An 18,542-nucleotide genomic window follows, 5' to 3' on the forward strand; every position below is an offset into this window, starting at 1 on the left:
ACTATTCAAAAAGAAGAAAAGGGGTAGCACCCTGATTAGCCCCGATAAGCGCTGGAAGACCTGAATCGAAAGCACCTTTTCTGCTTTCGACCGAGGGGCTGGGCGACCTCGGAGGGGCTGGGCGCTGGAGCTTAAAAAAAGGAGGCAATTTCGCCCCCTCTCATTATTATCGTATAGTAAATTTTTTTATAGATTCTTGTAAGCCAACAATTTCATTCGTTAGTTCGTTTGAGGAGTTTGTAACAAGTTGAACGGCCTTTTGCTGTTCGTCCGTAGATGCTGTAACCTCCTCTGCCATTGCAGCAGTTTTTTCACTAATTGAGGCAATACGTTCAATTGAATCAAGTATAAGATTCTTCGATTGGTTTAATTGATTTACACTATCAGCTACTTCTTCAATCGAACCGCTAATATTTTCAACCGCATTTTCAATCTCTTTAAACGTGTTCTCCGTTTGTGCAACGGATTCATGCTGCCCTTTAACAATTGCATATGATTTAGACATTTCATTTGTCACTAAAGTTGTTTCCGTTTCAATACCACGTAGCGTATTACGGACTAATTCTGTTGCCTGATTCGTTTGATCCGCTAGTTTTCTTACTTCTTCCGCTACAACTGCAAAGCCTTTTCCATGCTCACCAGCACGAGCTGCCTCAATCGAAGCATTAAGCGCTAATAAATTGGTTTGATCAGATATTTCATTAATAGAACCAACGATACTTTCGATTTCTTTCACCTTTGCAATCAGACTATTTAAGACGGTTTGCATCGTTGTAATTAACTCATACGACTCACTGGATCGATCTTTTAGCGTAATTAAATTCCGTAATCCGTCCTCATTTGACGAACGCATTTTCTTAGCTGAATGTAACATTGAGTTATTTTTCTCATGTAACTGCTCAATTTCCCTTGCGAAATGATGCGTTGTACGACTCGTTTCATCTGCATCAATCGCTTGCTGGGAAGCACCATTTGCTACTTCTGTTACAGCTTTCACAATATCGTCACCGAATGCCGTTGTTTCCTCTGCTACAGCAGTCAAGTTCGTTGATGTATTTTGAATTTCTGAAATTGTACTTTCAACATCCGCAATTAACACTTTAAGCTGTCCTACCATATCATTAAAGCCGGTATTTAATACACCTATTTCATCTTGTCGATCTTCTGTATCCAATTCAATTGTTAAATCCCCATGAGCTACCTTTTTTACACGCTTCGATAGCTTCATAAGCGGTACGGCTAAATGACGTGAGAAAAGAATAGCCGATAGCCCACATAGAATAGATGCTATTAGTAATGAAATCAAAATGACCTGTAATAAATCCATTGCAGGAGCATTAAAATCTTGTAAGTATGTACCTGATGCAATAATCCAGTTCCAATTTTCATCTACTTTCGAGTAAATTAGCTTAGGTGCAACCTCGGTTTGTCCCGGTAGCTCAAACTCATAATATGTAAAGCCGCCCCCATCTAACGCTTGCTTCTTTACTTCCCGAATAAAATATAACCCAGAGCTATCTTGGTCTTCCCACAAGTTATCGCCTTCACGCGTTGGATGTCCAATGAGGGTTCCTTCATCATTCATAATATAAATATAGCCGTTTTCACCTAAACTAGCTGGATACGTTAAGGGACGCTTCCCTTCATCATTCATTTCTCCAATTAATGTCGATTTAACACGCTCCTGCGCTTCTTGTAATGTAATCGCTCCGCTTTCAACCTCTAAATTCGCTTGATCTATTAACTGAAGTGCGGTTTCTACACTATTTTTAATAACTGTTTCTCCAAGCTCGTCCAACCCTTGCTGTGCCTTGTAATAACTAATAAAGCCAATGACTAAGCTAGGGAGTAAAAATAATAGAAATGAAAAAATTAATAATTTCCCACGTATCGTACGTAAAACCTTCATTTAATCACCACTTTTCAAAATTTGAATATTTTTACCATAATACTATTATTACATAAACTAAAAATTTAACAATGAGATTTCGACAATTATTCTACAATATAAAGTATTCTTCTACAAAAATCACATTTTCCGTTAATACATTTCACTTCACAAAAAAGTGTAGCGCCATGAATAGCACTACACTCCTCTTATTTTATAATTTAAATTTCTCGATTTCTTTTACAACATCGCTAGACGTTTCATCTAATCGCTTCACGACGCCATTTAATTTTTCGACCATCTCAACTTGTATATCAGTAGAACTTGCTACTTCTCGAGTTTGAACAGTATTATTCGTTACATAGCGATGCATCTCTTCTGCTGTAGCAAGAATTTGTTGTGAACCAGCAGACATCTGCTCAATAACCGCTGAGTCCTCTTGAATTTGATTATTGACTCTTTCGACAGAAACTAAAATCCGCTCTAGTTTTTCACCTATTGATGCAACTGCAGCATTTCCAGCCTTTACATCCTCTGTACTAGATTCCATTTCCTGTAGCGCACGACCCGTAATTCCTAAGAAACTTTGTAAATGATCATGAATATCGTTCGCTGAGCTTCTCGACATTTCTGCAAGCTTCCTCACTTCATCTGCAACAACAGCAAATCCTTTTCCTGCCTCTCCAGCACGGGCAGCTTCGATTGCAGCATTTAAAGCTAATAGATTGGTTTGATCTGCAATATTCGTAATAACACTAATCATCTCTTCTATCGTGTTAAATTTATTCCCCATTTCTCGTACATGCTCTGACGTACGTACTACAGATGCCTCAACATTTTGAATTTGATTTATTACTTCATATGAATCTTTTACACTTGCATCTACAAGTTGTGTCATTTCACTTGAGGAAGATGCAATAGTATTCGTCGTATCTGCTAGGCGACTGATGCCTACAGCCATTTCATTCATAGCTAGCATTACTTCATCATTACTTGTTTTTTGATAATCGCTACTCGTCGCAATTTCCATAATATTTGTCGCAATCATGCTACTCGATTTCCCAACTTTTTCAGTAGATTCATTAATATCATCTACAGCACTCTCTAGGCTAGCTGTTTTGTTATGAATCGAAGTAAATGTTTCTGTTAACTGACTTAAGGTTGTGGAAAATGCCTTTGTAAAAACAGTAATTTCATTTTTCGCATTCTTATTAATGCTTGAAACTGTCTCACTTGCCCCACGAATATCCCCTTGAGCTAATAAATCCGATGCTTCTTCTAAACTCTTTAACGGCCTTAAAGAACGATTCACATAGTAATATAATGCGAAGAGAGAAGCAAACGTTATGAGCACGAAAATTGCGATTATACTAGGGAGAACCTCTTTCGCAATTGTACCGCTAATTTGCCCAACATAGGATGCATCTATGTCTACCCCTAATAAAGCCACGACTTCTCCTGATTCTGTTTGCAGCGGAATTGTACCTGATATATATTCCCCATACGTACCGCTTAGTAATTCAGAATAGTATTCTCCTTTTTCTAATACCAAAGCAATATGCTCATAAGTAGTTGAACTTGATTCTTCCCCTAAGGTAGCTGCATTTTCCGTATCATCTACAGGCATCCCGTCGACTAAAAACCTGACAGCTTCCCCTTCTTTTGGAATAGCGTACGTGTAGGCATAGAGAACACCGTTCATTTCACGCAATTCGTTTAATTGCTCACGAAGCTCCCAGTATAAATCGTTTTCCTCAGGATTATTTGCAAGCTCTTTAAATTTGTCTGCATCAATATAAGACGCCATATTTTTGGCAATAGACACTGTTCGCTCTCCCATTGTTGCTTGAACAGATTGCTTCGAATTATAAAACATCATCAAGGTATTTAACCCTAATAGTAGCAGAAAAATAATACTAGAAATTAAAATTATCCGACTCGAAAGACGGTCCATTTTCCTCATTTTAAAATCCCCTTTTTAAAATACTTTCTACCTATTATTCTGCTATATCGTTTTATATATATCAATCTTTATGCTTGAAAATTTTAACTTTTTCAAATTTAATTAAATAAAAAAATCCAAAGCTACATGAGCTTCGGATTTTTCAATATATTTATTCACCTAAATCGGCATTGTGATATACACGTTGCACGTCTTCTAAATCTTCTAAGGCATCAACCATTTTTTCGAACTTTTCTAAATCGGCGCCTTCTAATGCTACTTCAGTCAACGGAAGCATTGTTAACTCCGCCACTGTAAATTCTTCAATACCAGCTGCTTTAAACGCCTCTTGAGTTGCATGGAATTGATCTGGCTCAGCATACACGATAATTGTGCCTTCTTCATCCATAATGTCGCGTGCATCGACATCTGCTTCCATTAAAATCTCTAGTACTTCATCCTCAGTTTTACCCTCAACACCAAATACTGCAGTAGCTTGGAACATATGAGCAGCAGAACCGCTTACACCCATGTTACCACCATTTTTCCCAAATGCAGCTCGTACTTCTGAAGCTGTACGATTAACGTTGTTTGTTAATGCATCTACGATTACCATTGTGCCGCCAACACCGAAACCTTCGTAGCGTAGCTCATCGAAGCTTTCTTCACCGCCGCCTTTGGCCTTTTCAATTGCCTTTTCAATAATATGTTTTGGTACTGAATATGTTTTCGCACGCTCTAACACTGTTTTAAGGGCACGATTTGATTCTGGATTTGGTTCACCCGATTTTGCAGCTACATAAATTTCACGACCGAATTTTGCATAAATTCGGCTGTTAGCAGCATCTTTACCAGCTTTTTTATCCTTAATATTGTTCCATTTACGACCCATAATTCCACTCTCTTTCAACACTATTTATTCTCATAAAGCACTTACTTAAGTCTTAATAATTCATCCAATCTTATACGATTATACACTAACCTCTCTATAAAAAAAAAGGAGAAAGAGCAACTGAGAGCTTATCTATCTTCAATAATTTTCCCTTTGAAATTGACCAAAATAAGTAAAAAGTCCCTGAAATTATTTTAAATTTTTAACCTAAATTTAACCTTTATCATTTAATATTTCTAGATATGTAACCGATAAAAATAAAATTGGTAGAGTTAATAGTATGTAGAGTAATCTATCAAACCGGAATACATATTAATATTTTTCATATAATAATAGTGTTAAACTATTATTCATTAATATAATTCCCTTCCTCTATACTCTATAAACTCTTAAAGCAATCTTTCAGTCATCTCTTTTTTAATTTTAATAATAGCTTTTAAAACTATACTAATACACAGGATGAGAATGTATGAAAAAAATTCTATTTTTATTAATCTTATTAATTGTTGTATTTTCACCAAGAATTTATTGGCAGCTAAAGCCTGCTACAACATTAGATATTTCAGTAGTAGATAAAACGGTGCCTCTTGATGATTACCGAGAGCATAACGGACTGTTTTGGCTATTAACAAATGAAAAGATCACACGTTTAGATGGTGAGTTGTATGATATAGGCCGAGATTATGTGGGCTATGATCCATACGATAACAAAGCGATGGAGCCATACAATATTGATCGCTTTGTTGACTTAATCTATATTGCAGACACATATGGTGTATATGCTGATGATTTAGAGGAAGTTGTAGAAGGTGATCGGTCCAAAAAGATTTATGGTGGAATGGACTTATTAGAATGGAATGCAGTTATGGCAAGCAAAGGACCCGATACGATGTTAATTGCTGAATATAATTCATTTGCCACACCAACAGATGGTACAACGAGAGAAATTATGGAGCAAAATTTAGGTGTTGATTGGAGTGGCTGGTCGGGTCGGTATTTTGAAGATTTAAATAGTGAGGAAATTCCCTCTTGGTTAATTGACAATTACGAGACCCAATATAATAAAGAATGGGCATTTGAAGGCGCTGGTCTAGCATTCGTCCATCTAAATGATAAAGTTGTTGTTTTTGATGAGAAATCTATGAACAAAAACGTAATGTTTAGCTTAACGGAGGAAGGGAAAGAAAAATTCCAAAAGGCAAAACCATCAGATTATGCCTATTGGTTTGATATTATAACGCCATTATCTGGCACAACAGTCTATGCAAAATATGATTTAGATTTAACAGAAGATGCGTTAAAGGAATTAAGAGATGCAAACATCCCAACTTCTTTCCCAGCTATCGTTCGACATGAGATGAACAATACTTACTATTTCGCTGGCGATTATGCTGATTACTCGAAGGACAATTTAAAAAAATGGCAACGGTCTGATGCTTTTATGAATATTTTTTCAAACGATGCAACGAATTTCTTTTGGGTATCTTATATCCCAATCATGCGTGTCATTTTAGAAGATATAAAACAAGAAAAGGTGCAAAGCAATGACAAAAACGAAAGATAAAGGGCGCAACTGGAAAAGTTATTTAAAATTCGTCATGTGGTTTATCCTACTAAGTACATTAGGCGTTGGTGGCGGTATTTTCTTCTTACTCTTCGCCGTTGTACCAATTGAAGAAACGTATGTGCAACGAGGTTGGTCACAATATCGAATTGACGGGATTATGAAATACTATGTATTTGGATGGGTTATTTTCGGCTTTATAATGTCCTTTTTGTATTACTACTTTATTTTGAAGAAGGATAGATGGATTACTAGCACACTACTAATGCTTTCTTCTATCGCGCTTTGTATTTCTGGTCTTGCCTATTTTTTAAATACTGGTTCTTCAGTTGTACAAGCCTCTCAAGGAGAAATCGAGGTTGGAGAACGATTTACATTCGGACCTTACCCTGAGAAGGAGAACTTAGAGCTTTTAAAAGAACAGGGCTATGACGGAGTAATCACTTTATTAAGTCCGACACTACCTATAGAAAAACCATTACTCGATAAAGAGATTAAGGCTGGAGAAGAAGCTGACATAGAGATAATATCTATGCCTATGTTGCCATGGGTTGGAGATAATACCGAAACACTGAATCAAATTAAAGAGCTTATTTCTCAAGATGATAAACGTTATTATGTTCATTGCTATTTAGGGCGCCATCGGGTGGATGTCGTAAAGCAGCTAGTTAATGAAGAAAGTGGTGGAGAATATGATCTGCTCGTATTACAGCCAACTAGCTTTGAGCGTGGGGACTTAGTTTACGATGAAGAAAATGAAGTACTAATTGGTCCTTACCCTACAGATGAAGAATGGTTCACTCGTATTCGACGAGGTGAAGTAAAAGAAGTTGTTTCCCTATTAAAAAGTGAACAGAGTGATTGGCTTCAAAAAGAACAGCAAACTGCTTCAGAAATGGATATGGCTTTTCGTCATTTTCCTATAGGAGAAACTTATACACGAGCCCAATTACAGGAAGCAGTTGATTACGTCAAATCGCTGGATCATAAAGCATTTGTTCATTCACTCCTACACGACAATAAAATCAAAGAGTTTGAAGCGCTGTATAGCTGGGGAAATGCTATTTTCCCACTAAAGGATGCAGCAAACGTTGGAGTGACAGCTAATCTAGTTGGGGCAAGGTTAATGGTCGGTCTACAGCCTACAAATGAACAACAGGCGCAACTCTCTGCCTTAGGAATTGAACGTTTTGTAGAACTACAGGCTACAGATATAACGACCCTTTATAAGGAAGCATTACTGATCGCTAAAGAAGAAAAGGTTACTTATATCATCACTAAAGATGCAGCTACGATGAAAACAATGACTACTATGCTGTTCGGAGTAATGTATGGTTTTGAATTACCGAAAAAGCAATATAACGGTTTACAGCTAACAAATGGGGTACTTGATGTTCATGAACGAAATTTAACGCTTGGCCCTATTTTAACAGAGGAGGATTTTACTTCATTTGTTCTACCTCAAGGAGTTAAGCAAATTATTTTCTTAAATTCACCAAGTACTACATCAGAAAAAGAGCTTAAAAGGCTAGTAGCTCTAGCTAAAAAATATAATGTGACGATGAAAACCATTAATCTAGCTGCAAATTACGAGCAAGAGCTAGTGCCTCTGCTAAATGCAGAAAGCGGATTAAATTACGTCATGATTGACCCGCAGCTGATGCAGGTTGTACGAGACTATATTAAACAATTTTAAAGGAGATGTTTATGATGTCCTATATTGAGACAGAGACACGTCAGAAGCATCTTTCCGTTGAAAATGAAAAGCTTCAAATGCTTTTCACATTACAGCAAGCTTATGTAAAAAGGGCAAAACGGACATTTTCAATCGTTTTACTACGTTGGCATCCTTCCAGTGAATTTCCTAGCTATACAAAGGAGGAGGAATATAATCTCCTCTATGACTATATCGCTGGACAGGTACGTAATTCAGATAGCGTATTTAAACATGAGAATAATGAAAATGTCATTATTCTACTTGCTTTTAGCGGACAAGATGAAGCAATGCATTTTTTAAATCGGATAATTTCCCAAGCTCCTTCCTATTTACAGGGGAAAATTCCAAATACAGAGCAAGCCTTTCTAGCAACAGTTAGTGAGATTGCTAACAGTACATGGACATTAGAAGAAGTGTTAGAAATGAATACAGAGCTATTGAGCCAAACTTTAGCTCAAGACAAAAATACAGTGCTTACAATTGATAATTTTGCTACACCAGAAGTAGAGGAAATTAAAGTAAGTATTGTTGAAAACAACGAAATCACTACATCAATCTTAAAAAACTTACTATCTCATACAGATATTCCGAACTATAGCCTAGATATTAAAACTTTTGAAGATGGCTTTGAATTTTTAGAATCGAATTGGTACAAGTCTGGACATACACATATTGTTTTGTTAAATGACATCTTGCCAAGAAAAAATGGCATAGAAGTGATGAACTACTTACGTTCACTGCCAAATGATGAAAAATACATTATTATGCTTATATCCAAGCGAAGCACTGAGGAAGCTGTTATGTACGCCTTTGACAATGGTGCTGATGCCTTTTTTACACGCCCATTTAATTTAAGATTAGTAGAAACTCAAATAAAAAATATTTTAAGAAGGCTTCGACAATGATTATTTCAAAATCGTTACTATATGCACTCGTAACAATGGGCTTCCTTATTTTATTTATATTTATTATTTTCTTTTATTTAATCTTTAAACGTTATTTTGAAACAAGACGCGAGGAAAAAATTCAGCGATACATCTCTGAGTATAGTGATATTTGGTATAAATATTTAATTTACGGCACTGCAAAAGAGAGACTTATTCCGACTCGTGCTAATAAAACCTATTTAGCAATAGCAATTGATCGCATTTTCACTAATTACACAAAAACAATAAATAATGAAGATGTTATTAACCGAATGAGCCATTTTGCTGAGCTTAATTTTCAAGAATATTATCGAAAAATGCTTAAAAGTAAAAATTGGGGAGTACGAATGAACATCTTATATCGTGTGATCGATTTCAAATTAGCATTTTTGATTCCAGACCTTGAAAAAACATTACGAAATAATAAGTGTCAATCAGAGGAGGAGTATTTATTAATGCTCCATGCAATCTCTTTATATAACCCAAACTTATTTTTAAAACACTTTTATCATCCAGAATATTTATTTAGAGAGTTTGAATATAAAACAATCTTGTCGTATTTAGAGGAATCGTATATCGAGGAATTTATAGATACGTTCGACAGTCTTCCATATAATTTACAAATTGCACTTCTGGATTATTTAAGCTTCGGGACGAATATGGATCATAACTATTTGCAGTTCTATGAAAGCTTACTACAGCATGATGATGAAGAGATTCGAATTCGTACATTAAAGGCAATTAGTAATTTTGGTACGATTTCAAGATTAGATGCCTATCTCCCGTTTGCAACGTCCCAAAACTGGGAGGAACGAATGATGCTTGCTAAACTATTGCTTCATGCGGACGAGGATCAGGCACTCCCTGTACTTCAACTTTTACTCTGTGATTCATCCTGGTGGGTTCGAAAACAGGCTGCCCTAACACTTTCCAAACTTAAAAATGGAATACAAATTTTACAGGAAACAATTACAGCAGGCCATGATGAATATGCCGCTGAAATGGCGAAGGAAATATTAAAGGTGGGATAAAACGAAATGGACATATCAACAATTTTATTATGGTTACATGCGTTTTTCGGTCGCCTTATTATGTTTTACATGATTTTAATTATCATTGTATACACATCCATGTTAATTTTCGCCTATTTTCACATGCGAAAAGGGCTACGACTCGATAAATACACTTCTAACGAAGAAAGCTTAGACGCAATTTACTCTAAGCCCGTATCAATTATTGTTCCTGCCTACAATGAGGAACGAGGTATTGTCGGTACAGTACACTCTTTATTAACCCTACAATACCCTCAATTTGAGATTGTTATTGTAAATGATGGTTCCGTTGACGATACGCTCGGTGTCATTATTCAACAATTTAAGATGGAACCTATTCAGCGTACAATAAAAAAAGAGTTAGATTCAAAAGAAATTCACGGCATTTATGAATCTACATTACATCCAAATATTGTATTGATTGACAAAGAGAATGGCGGAAAGGCGGACGCTTTAAATGCAGGAATCAATGCTTCTAAATATCCTTACTTCTGCTCAATTGACGGGGATTCGATTTTAGACCACACATCCCTACTTCGTGTTATGAAGCCAATCATTGCTTCTAATGATGATGTGATTGCTGCAGGGGGGAGTGTGCGAATTGCAAACGGCTCAGACGTTCAGCTTGGTACGGTCGTGAATTCGATCATACCAAATAACCCCTTTGTTATTATGCAAATCATTGAGTATTTCCGCGCGTTCTATATGGGTCGGATTGCCTTAAGTAAATTCAATTTATTGCTCATTATTTCTGGTGCATTTAGTGTTTTCTCGAAAAAATGGGTGGTAAAAGCGGGTGGATATTCAGTAAATACAATTGGTGAGGATATGGAGCTTGTCGTAAAGCTTCATCGCTATATTTTAGAGCATGATTTAAAGAAGCGAATTGAATTTGTTCCTGATCCTGTGTGCTGGACAGAGGCACCAGATACTATAAAAGGCTTACGAACTCAGCGTCGACGTTGGCATCAAGGATTACTTGGTAGTTTAGCGATGCATAAAAGGATGACATTTAATCCGAAATATAAACGGATTGGCTTAATTTCAGTCCCATACTTTTGGATTATTGAATTTTTAGGACCAGTTATCGAATTATCAGGTTACATCTATATTTTAATTTCATTTATGGTAGGAAATTTATATTGGGAATCTGCGCTCATTATGACTGCTCTATTTTTAGTTTATAGCTCATTCTTATCAATGTTTGCAATCCTCCTTGAAGCATGGAGCTTGAACTCTTATCCTCGTATTCGGGATATCGTAAAGCTTATGGTATTTTCACTTACGGAGGTGTTTTGGTTCCGTCCATTAACTATTATCTTTCGTCTTGAGGGGATATGGTATTACCTGCGGAAGAAAAATGATTGGGGCCAATTAAAGAGAAAAGGACTTTCATCAGAGTCAACTGAAAAAGAGGCATTGTCTTAACGACTTTGCCTCTTTCTAATTCTATTTTCGCGCCTCCATAATTCTCTCTAATAATGCATTACAACCATCTAAGCAAAGCTCATATGTTTCCTGGAAATCACCTGTATACCATGGATCTGGAACGTCTTTTTTATGAAAGGTTAAATCTAAGAAGCGTATAATCTTTGTATTATCATCCTCACGTAGCATATTGCGTGTATTTTCCACATTGCTTGCATCCATGCAAACGATATAATCAAAATCTACATCAGACGTACGTAACTGACGCGCCTTCATGCCACTCGTAGAAATTTTGTATTCCTCAAGCTTTGCCCTTGTCCCTTTATGCGGTGGCTCATCAATATGCCAGGAGCTTGTTCCTGCAGAATCAATTTTTATTTCAGCGCTTAAACCTCGTTTTTCGACTAAATCCCGCATGACTGCCTCTGCCATAGGCGAACGACAAATATTGCCTAAGCATACAAATAACACTCGAATCATCATAACTCCTCCATTAGAAAGGCACCCCCCGTTTCGAAGGGTGCCCTAACATTATTTTTTACTTTCTAATTCCTGAATTAAGCGTTGGAGCTCCGTCTCTAAAACATGTGTTGCCTCTTCACGGCCTTCTTTACCGCCTTCAACAGCAAAGGGCTTACCATAAATTAAGTATCCCTTTTGACGCTTTAACACTTCTCCGATATTTCTCGGACCGACATAAGCTGCTGGGACAATTTGAGCCTTCGACAGCTGTGCAATTGTAATCGCCCCTTGCTTTAAATCCGTACTTTCCGCACTTCGCGTACCACTTGGGAAAACGCCGACAATCTTCCCCTCCTTTAGTAGTTGACGAGGGATTTTAATAACACTTGGGCCCGGATTATCGCGATCTACTGGGAAAGCATTTAACTTCTCTATTAACCAGCCTAAACCTTTAACATCAAACAATTGCTTTTTAGCCATGAAATGAATCTCACGAGGATAAATTGATAAACCTAAATTTAAAATATCTACATAGCCGTTATGCGTGCATGCAATTACATAGCCACCGTCTTTTGGTACATTTTCAAGTCCATATACTTTCGCTCTTGAACCATTAATCCCCAAAAATATTTTCACAATATTTGCCGCAAATTTATACAATGCTCTATTCCTACCTTATCTATTAATTACTTATATTTTACTCGAAAATAACGTAACGTTTCAATTACTTATACTTTAGTGATATTGGGCTACTATATCCTTCACTAGCCCTGGAAGCCAATCGTCTAGGTTACTAAATTGGAAACCTGCCTTTTGTGCCTTTTCCGTTGTCATAAACCATGAAGCTGGCACAGCGTATGGTGAGCGGATTTCATCATTACCGACAACTGCAATTTTTGCTTGTTGCTCTGCTGTAGCTTCTATCATTGTGATTAATTCCTTTATTGAAATTGTTCCATTAGCTGTTGCATTAAACGGTCCTTCTATATCGTTCGCTCCCGCCCATAGTAAAAAATCCGCTGCCTCCTCCGCTAAAATAAAGGACATTCTAGCATCAAGATTAACAAACCCTATCGGCTCTCCTTTTACAATACGTTCAACATGGAAATGTAATCGTTTTGTGTAATCATCTAAGCCCATAACAATAGGGAAACGTACTGCTACAACCGGAAATTTTGCGTATTTAAAGAACACTGCTTCGGCTTGTCTTTTACCCTCCCCATAAGTGAAGTCCTCTGTATTCCCAATCCTAATTTCGTGGCTATACGGATCAAAATCACCTTCTGATTTCGATACACCATCTGCCTCATAGGTTGAAAGTGTAGAGGTAAAGACTAGCTTATTGATTTTCCCGTTAAAAATATCACATAATACTTTCGCTTCATTTGGAGAATAGCAAATATTATCGTAGACAAGATCAAAATCTAAGCTTCCCACTGCTTGACGGAAAGCAAGCTCATCACGACGATCCACTATAATATGCTTCACTTTACCTTTGAACGGGTTTTCTAGCTTCCCTCGTGTGACAATTGTAACAGCATGCCCTTCTGCTACTAGCAGCTCTACTAATTTACGCCCAAAAAACCGTGTACCACCTAGTACTAATACCTTTTTCATCATTGTCCCCCCTGCTTTACTTTTTTAAAGTGACTTGCTGCTCCTTTAGCTTTAACCCCTCAAAATATGCGGTGTATTCCGATAATTCGACTATTAACCATTACGACCCAATTCTTCGAAAGGCACAAATTCCCTGCTTCTATACAAACAACTATTTTAGTGTGCCAATCAGTATATTCACATCTACTGTAATTTCTGATAACCTAATAGCCTCTTTATTTTCGATATGCCAGCCCATAGGTGTCATCTCTAATAGCTTTGGCACAAGATCTCCTGAGAGTGGAACCGTATAGTGAATTCGCTCAACCTCTACGCGTTCAAAGCTTTCCTTGAATCTCTGTAAAGTTAGAGCATTCGTATAGCTTTCCTTTTCAGAATGAGCAAAGGCCTGCTGTCGAAGCTCCTTTAAATACCCCTCCTGTGGAACAACCTTAATTACTTTACCATCTGGCTTTAAAAGGCGCTTGAATTCATCGTAGTTTGCTGGTGATAAAATATTTAATATTACATCAAACGTATCGGCACTATACGGACTGCTTGCTAAATCACCCACACACCAAATATGCCCATCGTAAAATTTAGCTGCCGACAAAATTCCTTCCTTAGCAATATCAATGCCAACACCTACAGAACCTTCTACTTTTTCACAAATGCGCGCTAAGTGAGAGCCCTCGCCGCAGCCTGTATCTAAAATATATGTGCCGGATATATGTGCAGCAATTTTTCTTTGTAGATCATCATAAAGACCACTAGCAATCACTCGCTGTCGTGCCTCGAACAGTTCCTTACTATACATCGAATTGACAGGCTTGGTCATGAAATTAATATAACCTTGTTTCGCAATATCAAAGGAGTGATTATTAATACAGGTCACCTTACCTGTGTCACTAACTGACATTCCCTCCTTGCAAACTGGGCATGCAAAAAGCTGTTTATGTTCTTTCATGTTTAAAATACTTACTGCTCGTTTTGATAATAGTCCCATCTTTATTCCTCCAAGTTATCCACTTGTATCGTAACATACTAACGAAACAGCCTGCATTTCAAAATTTGTTCTATTATGACATTCTAGCTCGAAATATTTCCTAGGAAATAAAAAGACTCGACACGATTTGTGCCGAGCTATATTTATATAATGTTTTGCTTAGTAAGCGGTCCATCCCGCATCGGCTGTTACAACGATACCGTTGACGAAGGCCGCATCCTCTGAAGCTAAAAATAGTGCAATCCTTGCAATATCCTCAGGTTCTCCGTTTCTCGGGTTAAAGCTTGCACCTGCCATAGCCTTTTCCATTCCAGCCATATTAGGATCTCTAAATGAAGCACCGATATTTGTATTAACCCCACCTGGAGCAATTGCATTACAGCGGATACCTCGATCTGCGTATTGGAATCCCGTATTTTTCGTTAATCCAACAACTGCATGCTTTGCAGCTGTATAAGCTGCACCTGCACGTGAACCATACAAGCCACCCACAGAAGCAATATTAACGATGATTCCGGAATTTTTTTCTAAGAAAATCGGCATTGCTTGTCTTGTAGTGCGCATAATTCCTGTCACATTTACTGCAAAAACTTTTTCCCAAAGCTCATCCTTTACATCGCCAACCGGTGCAAAGTTATCCATAATACCAGCGTTATTTACTAAAATATCTAGTGTACCATAGCTATTAAGTGCTGCCTTAATTAGTCTGTGTACATCTGCTTCATTTGAAACATCTGCTGCGACCGCAGTTGCAATTCCCCCGAATTCTGTTATTTCTGCAACGGTTGCACCTGCCCCCTCTAAAGTCAAATCAGACACTACTACTTTAGCGCCTTCCTTTGCATAAAGGATAGCAATTGCTTTCCCCATACCTGAAGCAGCTCCTGTAACTACTGCCACTTTGTCTTGAAGTCTCATATCCTGATTCCTCCCTAAGTGTATTCTTGTTACAGTATGTAATATTCTTGATAGACATGCATTTTCCTTCCTTATTAGAAAAAATATTATGGCTGTTTTAATTAATAGCTCTTATTGACATATAAGCATGCCAGTGAGCCAAGTAGCATTCGTATTCCAAACAGACTGCACAATGGACTACCTGCAAAATTAGACTAATAAGCTATTGTTTCTGTATATAAAAAAGAGCAAGAATATCTCGCTCTTAATTAGTTACTGTATTATTCGATGGCTGAGCTTTTGGTAGCTGCTTAAAGCTCATATTCCCTTCTAATGCATGGTGGACGTTTTCTATTTCCTCTTTCGAAAGCACTTCTCCGCCTATTTCAGTCGTCCACTTCTTTAACTCTTGCATTTTCATGACCTCTATATTCGTTGATTCTATTTCTATTTTTTGGAATGAACACCCATCATTAAATAATGCAACTGACGTGAATACATCTTTACTCACCTCTGGTAATAGCTCATGTAATACCGCAATAATACGTTTATTCACCATAATAGGATTTGTAAATTTTTCATACTTATTATTATGTAATGCCTGTACCCATTCAATATCGTTCTCTCTACCTGAAATCCAACCATTTATGTGTACACCATCGATTACATAAATACCTGATTCATGTATTAGCACCGCATCAACGGAATAAGTAGAATTCCCAATGGGCACCTGCAAATCGACCAATAATTTGTGTTCGCCATCGACTTTTTTCAATCGAGACATTAATTTATTCAATCGATTCGCCTTTTCCTTCGTTAAAATATCAAAAAATGAATAGCCTGTTAACTGGCTAAATTCGGTTCCGTCATGTAAATAAATAAGAACTGCTAGCACTATCACAATAACTGAAACAATAGAAACGATCCACAATGCCATATCGCTCACTCCCTCTAAAGCGTCTATAAACTCTTTTCCTATTTTATCAAATTTAGTAATAGTTGACTATGCAACATAAGACTTCCATCGCTATTACTTTTTACATAAACCAGAATATACAAGCAGAAAAAAATTATAAGTATGTATATCAAACGTCTGTAAAAAAGCCGCCCTCTATTAGGAGCAGCCTTTACGTTACATTAAAATCTCTTCTTTAATCATCTTAATAGAAATATTGCCCATATCTGTTTTTAATGAGATTGGTAGCGCGCCATCACCAAAAACAGCAGTACGTTTTTTATCTCCGTAAATCATTATTTTCCCCATATCTGTTTTCGCCTTCACTGTAGCATTTTGTAGTGGCTCAGTTGTGAGCAATTCAATATTGCCTGTGTCCGTTTTTAAATGTATTGGCGAAGTAACAGCTTGGGACTCGTAAATTATTCGGCCAGTATCTGTTCTAGCAGATATTTCACCACCGGCATGCTTTAGCACAATACGACCTGTATCGGTCTCTAGATTCCAGCGCTCAGCCTTCGAACGCTTTACCACTATTCGACCCGTGTCTGTTTTGAGCTTTGCCGCTGTGAAATTACAATCCTTCGTGACAATACGACCTGTGTCGACTAAAAGATCCGTTTCTCGAGCTAGAATATGACGAAGCTCTGTTCTCCCTTGATCCGAACGAACGGAGAGCTGTTTCATTTGGAGATGTTCGATTGAAATCTCCCCTTGATCTGATTTTACATTCATTGTTTCATATAACTTTTCAGGTAAATAAATCGTCACAACTGAATGACTATCCTTAGAAAAGATAAAGCTAATACCTAGAATTTTGAATTTCGATTCCTTAGCACGAATAGTGATTTTTAAAGTGTCCTGTTCTCGTTCGATATCAACTCTTGTCTGATCAGCTTTTTCTGAAAGCTCTGTGTATACCTTTCCAGTAGGTGATGGTAAAATACGAATGTCTGCTTGATCCGATTTTATGACCACATGCTTTACATCATCTTCCTGCTCTAAATGTGTCACCTGTACAAATTCATCCTCTGAGTACACTTTAAGCAGTTCTACTGCTAGTTCTTCTGGCGAGCCAAGCGCTGCAATCATTTCACTTGTTTGTTTCCCCTCAGCTCTACCACTTGCAAAATACTCTGTAAAGTCACGAATTATATCCTTTTTTTCAGTCTCATTTAACTTCAGTAATGCTCGTTCAAGTTGCTGTAAAAATCCCTGTTCTGTCATTATACGTGCTCCTCTTCGATTAATTCATTTACTGCGTGATGAAATTGAGCCCAATCGTTTCTTAACTGATGCAATTGCTGCTCACCTAAATCCGTCAGTTTATAATATTTACGCGCTGGTCCTTCCGAGGATTCCACCATATATGTCGTAAAATATTCTTCTGCCGTTAATCTACGGAGCAATGGATAAACTGCGCCCTCTGAAATATCAATTTTTTGTGAGATCGACTGCACAAGCTCATACCCGTACATATCCCGCTTTTGAAGTAGTGCTAATACACAAAGATTTAACACACCCTTTTTAAACTGCGGATTCATTCAAGTCACCCTCACTACTGTTTATTAATTAGTAGTGTAACACCCACTATTATTCAATGCAAGGTAGTTATATCGATTTTTCAAAAATATTACATCCACCTCATAGCATTGATGGATGTAGTCGAACTATTTATTAAAAAACAATTTCTTCAATATTTTCCCAAACAAGCACAAGTTCCTGTAACTTCGTGCCACCTATTTAAATATCAATCGCATCAATTTCTTTAGCACCTAGTGCCTTATAAAAATGGATTGCTGGGTTATCCTTTAAAACAAGCACGAGCATAGACTGTTTACCTGCCTTTTTTAAACTTTCAACTGCTTGCTGTACTAACTTTTTTCCTATCCCCTGGTTTTGCTGCTCCGCCAAAATATAGATAGCATATAGCTCTCCATCATACGGTGGATAATCATCACTTCGCTCCTCCCCTGCAGTAGCAAAGCCTACAATTTGTCCAGACGAATCTTCTGCAACAAAAACATCACTTACAGGAATCGCATTTTGCCATAATTCTTCACGAGATGAATATGTAAGCTTTTCTAAAAAGTCTGCAGGAAGAATTTCCTTATAGGTAGTTCTCCAACTATCCACATGTACTTTTGCTATTCCCGATGCATCCTCTAAAACTGCTTTTCGTATTTTCATTGAAACACACCCCTTAGTATGAATTTT

17 protein-coding genes are annotated in these 18,542 nt (G+C 37.2%); 5 read left to right on the top strand and 12 right to left on the bottom strand.

The annotated features are described in order from the left end of the window. Window positions 1-166: 166 nt before the first annotated feature. The 3 genes from V4T18_RS03125 to V4T18_RS03135 all read right to left on the bottom strand — a co-directional run bounded on the left by V4T18_RS03125 (window position 167) and on the right by V4T18_RS03135 (window position 4,722). A complete protein-coding gene (locus tag V4T18_RS03125) occupies window positions 167-1,909 on the bottom strand; it encodes a methyl-accepting chemotaxis protein (protein ID WP_332646482.1) in 1,743 nt (580 codons plus the stop codon). Between the two features lie 193 nt (window positions 1,910-2,102). Further along, a complete protein-coding gene (locus V4T18_RS03130; RefSeq protein ID WP_332646485.1) occupies window positions 2,103-3,851 on the bottom strand; it encodes a methyl-accepting chemotaxis protein in 1,749 nt (582 codons plus the stop codon). Window positions 3,852-4,002: 151 nt separating this feature from the next. After that, a complete protein-coding gene (locus V4T18_RS03135) occupies window positions 4,003-4,722 on the bottom strand; it encodes a YebC/PmpR family DNA-binding transcriptional regulator (protein WP_332646488.1) in 720 nt (239 codons plus the stop codon). Between the two features lie 469 nt (window positions 4,723-5,191). Here V4T18_RS03135 and V4T18_RS03140 point away from each other — a divergent pair, with 469 nt between their 5' ends. Genes V4T18_RS03140 through V4T18_RS03160 form a run of 5 tightly spaced genes read left to right on the top strand, consistent with a single transcriptional unit; the run spans window position 5,192 to window position 11,409 of the window. Then, window positions 5,192-6,286, top strand: a complete 1,095-nt coding sequence (locus V4T18_RS03140) for a hypothetical protein (protein ID WP_332646489.1) — start codon at window positions 5,192-5,194, stop codon at window positions 6,284-6,286. Next, window positions 6,267-7,982, top strand: coding sequence for a hypothetical protein (locus tag V4T18_RS03145; protein WP_332646491.1), 1,716 nt, complete (start codon window positions 6,267-6,269; stop codon window positions 7,980-7,982). Before V4T18_RS03140 ends, V4T18_RS03145 begins: the two co-directional genes overlap by 20 nt. 14 nt (window positions 7,983-7,996) lie before the next feature. Further along, entirely contained in the window at window positions 7,997-8,908 is a 912-nt protein-coding gene (locus tag V4T18_RS03150) for a response regulator transcription factor (protein WP_332646494.1), read from the top strand. Beyond that, window positions 8,905-9,960, top strand: a complete 1,056-nt coding sequence (locus V4T18_RS03155) for a HEAT repeat domain-containing protein (protein ID WP_332646496.1) — start codon at window positions 8,905-8,907, stop codon at window positions 9,958-9,960. Before V4T18_RS03150 ends, V4T18_RS03155 begins: the two co-directional genes overlap by 4 nt. 6 nt (window positions 9,961-9,966) lie before the next feature. Then, window positions 9,967-11,409: a glycosyltransferase family 2 protein gene (locus tag V4T18_RS03160; protein WP_332646498.1), complete on the top strand. Its 1,443-nt coding sequence runs from the start codon at window positions 9,967-9,969 to the stop codon at window positions 11,407-11,409. 21 nt (window positions 11,410-11,430) lie between these two features. Here the strand turns inward: V4T18_RS03160 and V4T18_RS03165 are convergent, their stop codons facing one another. The 9 genes from V4T18_RS03165 to V4T18_RS03205 form a co-directional block, all read right to left on the bottom strand. Further along, the gene (locus V4T18_RS03165) at window positions 11,431-11,889 is read right to left on the bottom strand and encodes a low molecular weight protein-tyrosine-phosphatase (RefSeq protein ID WP_332646500.1); all 459 of its coding nucleotides are present in this window, start codon (window positions 11,887-11,889) and stop codon (window positions 11,431-11,433) included. 51 nt (window positions 11,890-11,940) lie between these two features. Beyond that, the gene (locus tag V4T18_RS03170) at window positions 11,941-12,531 is read right to left on the bottom strand and encodes a lysophospholipid acyltransferase family protein (protein WP_332646503.1); all 591 of its coding nucleotides are present in this window, start codon (window positions 12,529-12,531) and stop codon (window positions 11,941-11,943) included. Window positions 12,532-12,606: 75 nt separating this feature from the next. Beyond that, on the bottom strand, window positions 12,607-13,488 hold the full coding sequence (locus V4T18_RS03175; protein WP_332646505.1) for an NAD-dependent epimerase/dehydratase family protein: 882 nt from the start codon (window positions 13,486-13,488) through the stop codon (window positions 12,607-12,609). A gap of 151 nt (window positions 13,489-13,639) precedes the next feature. After that, window positions 13,640-14,473, bottom strand: coding sequence for a putative RNA methyltransferase (locus V4T18_RS03180; RefSeq protein ID WP_332646507.1), 834 nt, complete (start codon window positions 14,471-14,473; stop codon window positions 13,640-13,642). 159 nt (window positions 14,474-14,632) lie between these two features. After that, window positions 14,633-15,391: an SDR family oxidoreductase gene (locus tag V4T18_RS03185; protein WP_332646510.1), complete on the bottom strand. Its 759-nt coding sequence runs from the start codon at window positions 15,389-15,391 to the stop codon at window positions 14,633-14,635. A gap of 244 nt (window positions 15,392-15,635) precedes the next feature. Then, a complete protein-coding gene (locus V4T18_RS03190) occupies window positions 15,636-16,307 on the bottom strand; it encodes a nuclease-related domain-containing protein (RefSeq protein WP_332646512.1) in 672 nt (223 codons plus the stop codon). Window positions 16,308-16,502: 195 nt separating this feature from the next. Next, window positions 16,503-17,552: a DUF4097 family beta strand repeat-containing protein gene (locus V4T18_RS03195; protein WP_332646515.1), complete on the bottom strand. Its 1,050-nt coding sequence runs from the start codon at window positions 17,550-17,552 to the stop codon at window positions 16,503-16,505. Next, complete coding sequence (locus V4T18_RS03200) at window positions 17,552-17,869, bottom strand: PadR family transcriptional regulator (protein WP_332646518.1); 318 nt, start codon at window positions 17,867-17,869, stop codon at window positions 17,552-17,554. The genes V4T18_RS03195 and V4T18_RS03200 overlap by 1 nt, the downstream gene beginning before the upstream one ends. Window positions 17,870-18,068: 199 nt before the next feature. Next, window positions 18,069-18,515, bottom strand: coding sequence for a GNAT family N-acetyltransferase (locus V4T18_RS03205; protein ID WP_332646520.1), 447 nt, complete (start codon window positions 18,513-18,515; stop codon window positions 18,069-18,071). Window positions 18,516-18,542 lie beyond the last annotated feature (27 nt).

The organism is Lysinibacillus sp. 54212 (genome assembly GCF_036662795.1).
Taxonomy (GTDB): Bacteria; Bacillota; Bacilli; order Bacillales_A; family Planococcaceae; genus Lysinibacillus_B.

Excerpts from the sequence above, each read along its gene's own strand:
- V4T18_RS03125 (WP_332646482.1), bottom strand. The coding sequence starts at position 1,909 with ATGAAGGTTTTACGTACGATACGTGGGAAATTATTAATTTTTTCATTT.
- V4T18_RS03130 (WP_332646485.1), bottom strand. The coding sequence starts at position 3,851 with ATGAGGAAAATGGACCGTCTTTCGAGTCGGATAATTTTAATTTCTAGT.
- V4T18_RS03135 (WP_332646488.1), bottom strand. The coding sequence starts at position 4,722 with ATGGGTCGTAAATGGAACAATATTAAGGATAAAAAAGCTGGTAAAGAT.
- V4T18_RS03140 (WP_332646489.1), top strand. The coding sequence starts at position 5,192 with ATGAAAAAAATTCTATTTTTATTAATCTTATTAATTGTTGTATTTTCA.
- V4T18_RS03145 (WP_332646491.1), top strand. The coding sequence starts at position 6,267 with ATGACAAAAACGAAAGATAAAGGGCGCAACTGGAAAAGTTATTTAAAA.
- V4T18_RS03150 (WP_332646494.1), top strand. The coding sequence starts at position 7,997 with ATGTCCTATATTGAGACAGAGACACGTCAGAAGCATCTTTCCGTTGAA.
- V4T18_RS03155 (WP_332646496.1), top strand. The coding sequence starts at position 8,905 with ATGATTATTTCAAAATCGTTACTATATGCACTCGTAACAATGGGCTTC.
- V4T18_RS03160 (WP_332646498.1), top strand. The coding sequence starts at position 9,967 with ATGGACATATCAACAATTTTATTATGGTTACATGCGTTTTTCGGTCGC.
- V4T18_RS03165 (WP_332646500.1), bottom strand. The coding sequence starts at position 11,889 with ATGATTCGAGTGTTATTTGTATGCTTAGGCAATATTTGTCGTTCGCCT.
- V4T18_RS03175 (WP_332646505.1), bottom strand. The coding sequence starts at position 13,488 with ATGAAAAAGGTATTAGTACTAGGTGGTACACGGTTTTTTGGGCGTAAA.
- V4T18_RS03180 (WP_332646507.1), bottom strand. The coding sequence starts at position 14,473 with ATGGGACTATTATCAAAACGAGCAGTAAGTATTTTAAACATGAAAGAA.
- V4T18_RS03185 (WP_332646510.1), bottom strand. The coding sequence starts at position 15,391 with ATGAGACTTCAAGACAAAGTGGCAGTAGTTACAGGAGCTGCTTCAGGT.
- V4T18_RS03190 (WP_332646512.1), bottom strand. The coding sequence starts at position 16,307 with ATGGCATTGTGGATCGTTTCTATTGTTTCAGTTATTGTGATAGTGCTA.
- V4T18_RS03195 (WP_332646515.1), bottom strand. The coding sequence starts at position 17,552 with ATGACAGAACAGGGATTTTTACAGCAACTTGAACGAGCATTACTGAAG.
- V4T18_RS03200 (WP_332646518.1), bottom strand. The coding sequence starts at position 17,869 with ATGAATCCGCAGTTTAAAAAGGGTGTGTTAAATCTTTGTGTATTAGCA.
- V4T18_RS03205 (WP_332646520.1), bottom strand. The coding sequence starts at position 18,515 with ATGAAAATACGAAAAGCAGTTTTAGAGGATGCATCGGGAATAGCAAAA.